This is a genomic window from Butyricimonas sp. RTP31003st1_G1_RTP31003_210430, assembly GCF_040920905.1.
GTDB classification, from domain to species: Bacteria; Bacteroidota; Bacteroidia; order Bacteroidales; family Marinifilaceae; genus Butyricimonas; species Butyricimonas paravirosa.
On sequence record NZ_JBCOSQ010000004.1, the window covers coordinates 127244 to 135425 of the forward strand.

An 8182-nucleotide genomic window follows, 5' to 3' on the forward strand; every position below is an offset into this window, starting at 1 on the left:
ATTTTTGTAGAACACCCCTAAATCCGTGAGTGTTGAAACACGAATTTAGGGTATTCTTGAATAATTCTCGTTTTGTTGGTTGCCCTCGCTTTTGCGAATATCAAGGATGCGGATTTATCCGGAATATAACCGCGTGTGGTTTATATATCCAGTTTCACCACGGTAATTCCCGAGCCTCCCATTTGTACGTGTTCATCCCCGCAGGAACCCACGACCGGATTGGTCTTTAAAAAATCCCGTATGATTTGTCGGAGGGCTCCTGTACCTGTTCCATGCAAGATGCGTAGGTCTTTCATGTTTAGCATAACGGCATTGTCAATGAATTCCGATACTTTCATGAGCGCCTCGTCTCCCCGTAGTCCTCGTACGTCGATCTCCGGTTTGAAATCCATACGTTTCTGGCTGATGTTTTCCAGGTAATTGGAAGAGGGGCGTGGCGTCCTGTTTTGCGTGATTTTCTTGGCTGCACTGTTCGATATTTTCGAGAGGCGTTCCACTTTCACGGTGGTCATGAGACCGCCGAGAGCGATAACCGCGTTTTTCTCGTTAATTTCGATAATTTCACCCACGGCTTTATTATCCAGTTGCACGAGATCTCCTTTGCTGAAAATTGGCGCCTGTTGCTGTTGATCGGTCTCTTCAGACGTGGAGGTTTGGGAGCGTTTCCCTTTTTCCTTTTGTTTCTTTTCCCGGTTTTTCAATTTCTCGATTTTTCTCTTCAGTCGTTCTTCCTCTTCTTCTTCGCTGAACAGTAACCGTCGTTTTTCTTCCTCGAATGTTTGGCGAGCCAGTCGGGTTTGCTCCTTTTCGGCTTGACTTTCTTTGATTTGCCGGATGGTATTTTCTATCGTTTTGTTCGCCCCGGAGATGAGTTCTTTGGCTTTCTCTTGGGCTTCTTGGATAATTGTTTTCCTGAGTTTGGAGGCATCGTCCAGTTCTTTTTTATAACGTTCTAGCACTTCTTCCAAGCGTTTTTCATTTTCATGGATGCGTTTCCGTTTTTCTTCCCAGTAACGTTTATCCCGTAGGATTTCTTTCAAGTGCTTGTCGAAATTTACCCGGTCTTCACCGATCTTGCTGGCGGCATCGTCCAAAATCTCTTTGGGTAACCCGATTTTCTTGGCGATTTCAAATGCAAAAGACGAACCCGGTTTTCCGATTTCCAGTTGGAAAAGCGGCAACATCCGATGGCTGTCATAAAGCATGGCCCCGTTTGCAATTCCGGAAGCTGAAGAGGCAAAATGTTTTAAATTGGTGTAGTGTGTCGTGATGACACCTCTCGTTTGGTTATTATTTAAAGCATTTAAAATGGCTTCAGCTATCGCTCCGCCCAGCATGGGTTCGGTTCCCGTACCGAACTCGTCGATCAGGATAAGCGTGTCCTGCGAGGCGTAACGGATGAAATTCTTCATGTTTACCAGATGCGAGCTGTATGTACTCAAATCATTTTCAAGAGACTGTTCGTCTCCCATGTCAATGAGTATTTTGTGGAATATCCCGAATTTACTGGATTCTTCCACGGGTACGGGTACGCCGCATTGGAACATATATTGTAATAAACCGGCTGTTTGCAGGCAGACTGATTTACCACCCGCGTTAGGACCGGAAATCAGGATGATTCGCTGATCTTCATTTATTTCAATATCCAAAGGAATAACCTCTTTCCCGTTTGCTTTCAAGCTTAAGTAGAGTAGGGGATGTTTTGCTCTGTACCATAGCATGGAAGGGGTATCTTCAAAGAGAGGCACAATGGCATTCACCCGGATGGCAAAGAGTGCTTTTGCTCGCACGAAATCCACGAATGCCATGAAATCATAGGCCGGGATCAAGTCATATATATAAGGACGCAAGTCGTCGGCAAATTGCCGGAGAATACGGGTGATTTCCCGTTTCTCTTCCAGTTGCAGTTCCCGGATTTCATTGTTCGTCTCGATGATTTCCGCGGGTTCGATATAAGAGGTTTTCCCGGTGGTGGATTCATCATGCACGATACCATTTAATTTCCGCTTGAAGGCGGCAGGCACGGGAATCACCATTCTACCGTCCCGGATAGCAATGTTGCTGTCCTTGTCGGCCCATCCTTCCTCCTGTGCTTTCTGCAACAGGGATTGCATACGTCGGGAGATTCCGGATTGCTTTTTAGCAATGCTATGACGTATGTTGCCTAAAGCGGGTGAGGCGGTATCCTTAATTGTCCCGAATTTTGAAACGATCGAGTCCAGACGTTGCAGGATATAGGGGAATACCCGTACGTCTCCGGCCCGGGCTACCAGATGAGGGTAAACTTCTTGTTTGGTGTTGAAGAAACGCATGATGGCGTTCAGCGACTCCAGTGAATTTTTTAAGACAACCAGCTCGTTTACTTCCAGAAACAAACCCTCTACTTTTATACGCAGCAAGAAGGGACGGGCATCATGGTAATAGGAGACCGGAAAGTTCTCTTCCTCTTGACAGATCCGCATGAATTCGGAGGTTTCGGCCAAAGAGGTTTCGATCCATCCGGCATTGGTGGAGAACTTGATGTCGCTGACCAGTTCCCGGCCCATGTCACTCAGGCAGTTATTGCTGATAAGTTGTCTTATTTTGTCGAATTTTATTTTAGATTCAAAATTTTCGGGATAAATCATATTGAATTGAAAATTGAAAGTACAAAATTGAAAATTACTTGTTCGAGATCATGAACTTGTGTGTCGTTCCCTGATCTGTTTTGATGAGGACGTAATCATCCGGCTTGATCTTGTCCGCGTGTTTCGGGAGATACCGAATGATGAGATTACCCATCATTTCCTTGCCCAATGTGAGGGGGGTACAGTCCACTTCCAGGTAGTCGGGTTTGAAAATCGACAGGATCGATATGTTCTTTTTGCCCGTGTTGATCAGGTTTATGATCTGGTGTTTCGTCTCAGCCTGTTTTAAGTGGATCGTGTCCGTGGTGAAACGTAAGTTACCCACCACGATGGGGTAGGTTGTCGGGATGTCAACCGATTTCGTGATGACTTCTCCTTCTAAACGCAATACGATGTTCGGGGGAGTGGCGTTCGTGTACACGATAATCTTTTTCGAGAACACGCCGGGGCGGTCTTTCGGGTTGAACGTGACGGTGACCACGCTACTGTCTCCGGGAGGAATGGGTTTCCTGTTCCATTTGGGAGTAGTGCAACCACACGTGGTTTCGATAAATTTTATCAACAGGGGTGCTTTCCCTTTGTTTGTAAATTTAAATTCGTGAGTTACTTTTCCCCCGTTTTCCTGCACGAGTCCCATGTTGAACGTGGTCTTTTCAAACGCGATCTTGGCTCGTTGAGCGAATGATAGCGTGGGGATGAAAAGTAATATTACATATATAAATATCTTCATCTGTATTTCTTTTTGTTTGTGGAAAATTGGAATACAAAAATACAAAAAGGGTTGGAAAAGATTGGTTTATGTCGGAATAAAACGTATCTTTGCGGCGTTAAAATTATTATTAAATATAAAAGACTGTACATCATGTATTTGACATCAGAAAAGAAAGAAGAACTTTTTTCACAGTACGGGAAGTCTAATAAAGATACCGGCTCTGTTGAGTCACAAGTAGCTTTATTTTCCTACCGTATCGCTCATTTAACTGAGCATTTAAAGAAAAACCACAAAGATTTCGCTACTCAAAGATCTTTGATTAAATTGGTTGGAAAACGTAGAGCGTTGCTTGATTACATGAAGAAGAGAGATATCGATAGATATCGTGCTATCGTTAAAGCATTGAATTTACGTAAATAATTACATAAAAACGACCCGGGTCGTCCGGGTCGTTTTACTTTTAATCCTCCCCTCCTCCTCCTTTTATCTAAAAAGAATTCCGTTAAAATGTTTAGTATTTTAACAGTTTTATTATTTCTATGAACATTATTGAAAAAAGCATTACCCTGAAAGATGGTCGGGTAATAACATTGGAAACCGGAAAATTAGCCAAACAAGCGGACGGTGCTGTCATGCTGAAAATGGGCAACACGATGTTGTTGGCTACGGTTTGTTCTGCGCAAGAGGCCGGTCCGGACGTGGACTTCATGCCTTTGTCGGTAGATTATAAAGAAAAATTTTCAGCGGTAGGACGTTTCCCCGGTGGTTTCACCCGTAGAGAGGGAAGAGCTTCCGATTACGAGATTTTGGTATCCCGTCTAATTGACCGGGCTCTGAGACCTTTGTTCCCGGATGATTACCATGCAGAAACTTTCGTGCAGGTAACGTTGTACTCGGCTGATGAAGAGTCTATGCCGGATTGTTTGGCCGGATTGGCTGCCTCTGCAGCTATTGCCGTGAGTGATATTCCTTTCCACGGTCCTATTTCCGAGGTACGTGTAGCTCGTGTGAATGGGGAATTTATGATTAACCCTACCAAGAGCGAGTTGGCAACTGCCGATTTGGATATTATGGTTGCTGCAACCTACGAGAATATCATGATGGTTGAGGGTGAGATGAACGAGGTTTCTGAGAAAGAAATGCTCGACGCTATTAAATTTGCTCATGAAGCTATTAAAGATCATTGTTTGGTTCAAATGGAATTGGCAAAAGCCGTGAATAAAGAAAAACGGGCTTATTGTCATGAAGTGAACGATGAAGAGTTGCGTAAAGACATCTGGGCTAAATGTTACGATAAAGCGTATGCTGTTGCCCGTCAATGTAATGCAGACAAGCATTTACGCGAAAAGTTATTTACCGAAGTGAAAGAAGGATACTTGGAATCACTTCCGGAAGAAGAGAGAGATGCGAAGAAGAATATGGTTGCCCGTTATTATCATGACGTGGAGAAAGAGGCTGTACGGAGAATGATTTTGGATGAGGGGTTACGTCTGGATGGACGTACGACCGAACAGATTCGCCCGATCTGGTGTGAGGCCGGACCTCTTCCGGGACCTCATGGTTCTTCTATCTTTACCCGCGGTGAAACGCAATCATTGTCCACGGTAACTTTAGGAACCAAGCTGGATGAAAAGATTATAGATGAGGCTACTGAACAAGGAAAAGAAAAATTCTTGTTGCACTATAACTTCCCGCCGTTCTCAACGGGAGAGGCAAAAGCCAGTCGCGGTGTGGGTCGTCGTGAAGTAGGACATGGTAATTTGGCTCATCGTGCGTTGAAACGTATGTTGCCGGACAACTATCCTTACACGGTACGTGTTGTTTCTGATATTTTGGAATCTAACGGTTCATCTTCCATGGCAACGGTATGCGCCGGAACTTTGGCATTGATGGATGCCGGTATTCCGATCAAGAAACCGGTAACGGGTATCGCTATGGGATTGATCACCGATAACGAGAAATATGCCGTGTTGTCTGACATCTTGGGTGACGAGGATCACTTGGGAGATATGGACTTCAAGGTAACCGGAACGGTAGACGGTATCACCGCCACCCAGATGGATATTAAAGTAGACGGTCTTCCTTACGAGATTCTGGAGAAAGCTCTGGATCAAGCCCGGAGAGGTCGTTTACACATCATGAATATTATTAAGGAAACCTTACCTGAACCTCGTCCTGACTTGAAACCGCACGCACCGCGTATGGTTACGCTTACGGTGGATAAGGATCAGATCGGAGCGATCATTGGCCCCGGAGGAAAGATTATTCAGGATATTCAGGAGAAATCCGGAGCGGTTATCGTTATTGAAGAAGTGGGTAATCAGGGTATCGTGGATATTGCTGCCACCAATGCAGAATCTATCGAGATTGCCGTTGCCCGCATCAAGGCTATTGCTTGCAAGCCTGAAGTCGGAGAGATTTACGAGGGAGTTGTAAAGACAATCACCGCTTTCGGTGCTTTCGTGGAGTTCTTGCCGGGTAAAGACGGTTTGTTGCACGTGTCCGAGATCGATCACAAACGCGTAGAGAAAGTGGAGGATGTATTGAAAGAGGGAGATCGGGTACGTGTGAAATTGATCGATATTGATCCGAAAACCGGAAAATTCAAACTTTCCCGTAAGGTGTTGTTGCCTAAACCGGAAGGTATGGAGCAAAATGATCGTCAAAATCGCGGTGAACGCCAAGATAGAGGCGAACGTCAAGATCGCGGACCGAGACAAGATCGGGGAGATCGTCCCCATCGCGACAGAGGTCCTAGACCGGAAAGAAAAGAAAATCAAGAATAATATGTAAGTCATTGATTTTGTCATTCTGAATGGAGTGAAGAATTTCCTCGAATATAAGGGGAGATTTTTCACTCCGTTTCTTTTGTCGTCGAAAATTGATTTTATTCCCGTGTCTGTGGAATTTGGAAGAAAACGGGAAGATGCAGGATAAAATAAAAAAAAGATTATCTTTGTTTGAATTTTGTTTATTGGCTATTATATCCGGCTGCATATATGAAAGTGTCAGAAGATATTGATGTTCAGATGTTGAACGAGTTCAAGCAAGGGCGTTTGGAGATGTTGTACAGGCGTCTGTATCCAGCACTATTGTTGTATGCCGTGCGGTATGCGGGAGAACAAAATAGTTTTCTGGCCGAGGATTGCGTGCAGAATGCGGTGTTCAACGCTTGGAAAAGACGACTGCAATTTGAGTCGGTGGAGTCATTGAAATCTTTCCTTTATATTTCTATCAAGAATGAAATTGTTAGCCTTCACCGGAAGGCGAAAGCGAGTGAGCGTTATTTGTCACAACTGGAAGAGGACGTGTTTTTTCAGAATAGCGTGATTGACCAGGAGACTCAATTATTACTATATTATGCTATCCGGAGTTTACCGGAAAGGGAGCGACAAATTTTTGAATTGAGTTTTATTGAAGGGTTGAAAATTACGGATATTGCTGAACAATTGAACGTGTCGGAGAGTACGGTGAAGAAGACGAAGGCCAAAGCGTTGGATATTTTACGGGAAAAGTTGCCGAGAGAGTTATTTTTATTCTTTTTTGTTTTGAAAAGCTGATTTCTATTTTGTCAGTTAAAATTTCTGTATCGTTATCTTTCTGAATATGTATTATTTACGACATATTTTTGTTCGATAGATAATTTTTTCTGAAAATAAATGTGAATTTTTTACCCTTTTTTTAAGTGATTGCGTTCTATGGATGATTCAATTAAGAAACAGGATATAAAGTGTGATATAATGGAAAAATTAGAAGAACAGGTCTTTAAAATTTCACGGTTGATCTTCAAGGAGGTGACGGGGACGATTTCGGATGAAGAGCAACGCTATCTGGAATGGTGGCGGGGAAGGAATCCGGATAACGAGCGGTTGTATCGTGAGTTGAAGGATGGGCAGCGAGTGATGGGTGAGGTGAAACAGTTGGAGGGAGTGGAGGTGATACGTCCATTGGAAGGGATGCACCTGCGTATTCGTGAGGAAGAACGACGATTGAGACAGAGAAGATGGCAGTGGGGAGTGGCTGCCGCGGCTGTTGTGGCCGTGTTCGTGGGGTGTTTTTATTTGTTCCCGGTCGATGATAGACAGGAGTCCATGCCTTTGGCAAAGACGGAACAACCCATTAAAGCCGGGGGTGTACGTGCTGTTTTGAGATTGGAAGATGGACGGGTGGTTGATTTGGAGACTTTGGCAGAAGGAGTGAAAGTGGGAGGTATGGATGCCGTGAAGATTGATGAGCGGCGATTATCGTACGCGGGACAAGGAAAGGTTGAGGGAGAGAAAAGAAAGAAATTAGTGTATAATGAGGTGGAAGTACCGAGGGGAGGAGAGTTCGATTTGATCTTGGCGGACGGGACTACCGTGTGGTTGAATGCAGGGAGTAAGTTGCGTTATCCGGTGGAGTTCGTAGGCAAAGAACGACGGGTGTTCTTGGAGGGTGAGGCCTATTTTTCGGTGACTAAAGATGCGGATATGCCGTTTCGGGTGGAGATATTGCAACAGACGGTAGAGGTGTTGGGAACCGAATTTAACGTGTCCGGGTATATGGATGAGGCGGCGATTTACACGACCTTGGTGACCGGAAAAGTAAAGGTGGCAACTGATAGCGGGGAAAATATGGTACTTGCACCTGGGGAACAGAGTATGTTGGATTGTCGGGACGGGCATCTTGACAAACGGGAGGTGGATGTAGAGAAAGTGATTGCTTGGAAAAAGGGAATGTTTATTCTTGAGGAGCAAACTTTGGAGCAGATCATGCAGAAATTTGCAAGGTGGTATGATATGGAGGTTGTGTACCGGGATGATGAGTTGAAAAACATTATCTTTAAAGGGGTCGTGCCGCGGTA

At 44.5% G+C, this 8182-nt stretch carries 6 protein-coding genes; 4 read left to right on the forward strand and 2 right to left on the reverse strand.

Going from position 1 to position 8182, the window contains the following annotated elements:
* Positions 1-140: 140 nt before the first annotated feature.
* Both AB5542_RS02440 and AB5542_RS02445 read right to left on the reverse strand, forming a co-directional pair.
* Positions 141-2627, reverse strand: a complete 2487-nt coding sequence (locus AB5542_RS02440) for an endonuclease MutS2 (RefSeq protein WP_279041078.1) — start codon at positions 2625-2627, stop codon at positions 141-143.
* A 34-nt stretch (positions 2628-2661) separates the two neighbouring features.
* Complete coding sequence (locus AB5542_RS02445; protein ID WP_118304274.1) at positions 2662-3357, reverse strand: DUF1573 domain-containing protein; 696 nt, start codon at positions 3355-3357, stop codon at positions 2662-2664.
* 132 nt (positions 3358-3489) lie between these two features.
* On the opposite strand from AB5542_RS02445, the gene rpsO reads away from it, so the two are divergent.
* The 4 genes from rpsO to AB5542_RS02465 all read left to right on the forward strand — a co-directional run.
* Positions 3490-3759 (forward strand): 30S ribosomal protein S15, encoded by a 270-nt coding sequence (rpsO, locus tag AB5542_RS02450; RefSeq protein ID WP_087422516.1) that lies wholly within the window; start codon positions 3490-3492, stop codon positions 3757-3759.
* 119 nt (positions 3760-3878) lie between these two features.
* On the forward strand, positions 3879-6125 hold the full coding sequence (gene pnp / locus AB5542_RS02455; protein ID WP_270545205.1) for a polyribonucleotide nucleotidyltransferase: 2247 nt from the start codon (positions 3879-3881) through the stop codon (positions 6123-6125).
* Between the two features lie 213 nt (positions 6126-6338).
* Positions 6339-6899, forward strand: a complete 561-nt coding sequence (locus AB5542_RS02460) for an RNA polymerase sigma factor (protein ID WP_087422459.1) — start codon at positions 6339-6341, stop codon at positions 6897-6899.
* 180 nt (positions 6900-7079) lie between these two features.
* On the forward strand, positions 7080-8182 hold a 1103-nt coding region (locus tag AB5542_RS02465), incomplete at its 3' end, for a FecR family protein (protein ID WP_368242973.1).

Coding starts and splice junctions, on each gene's coding strand:
- AB5542_RS02440 (WP_279041078.1), bottom strand. CDS start 2,627: ATGATTTATCCCGAAAATTTTGAATCTAAAATAAAATTCGACAAAATA.
- AB5542_RS02445 (WP_118304274.1), bottom strand. CDS start 3,357: ATGAAGATATTTATATATGTAATATTACTTTTCATCCCCACGCTATCA.
- rpsO (WP_087422516.1), top strand. CDS start 3,490: ATGTATTTGACATCAGAAAAGAAAGAAGAACTTTTTTCACAGTACGGG.
- pnp (WP_270545205.1), top strand. CDS start 3,879: ATGAACATTATTGAAAAAAGCATTACCCTGAAAGATGGTCGGGTAATA.
- AB5542_RS02460 (WP_087422459.1), top strand. CDS start 6,339: ATGAAAGTGTCAGAAGATATTGATGTTCAGATGTTGAACGAGTTCAAG.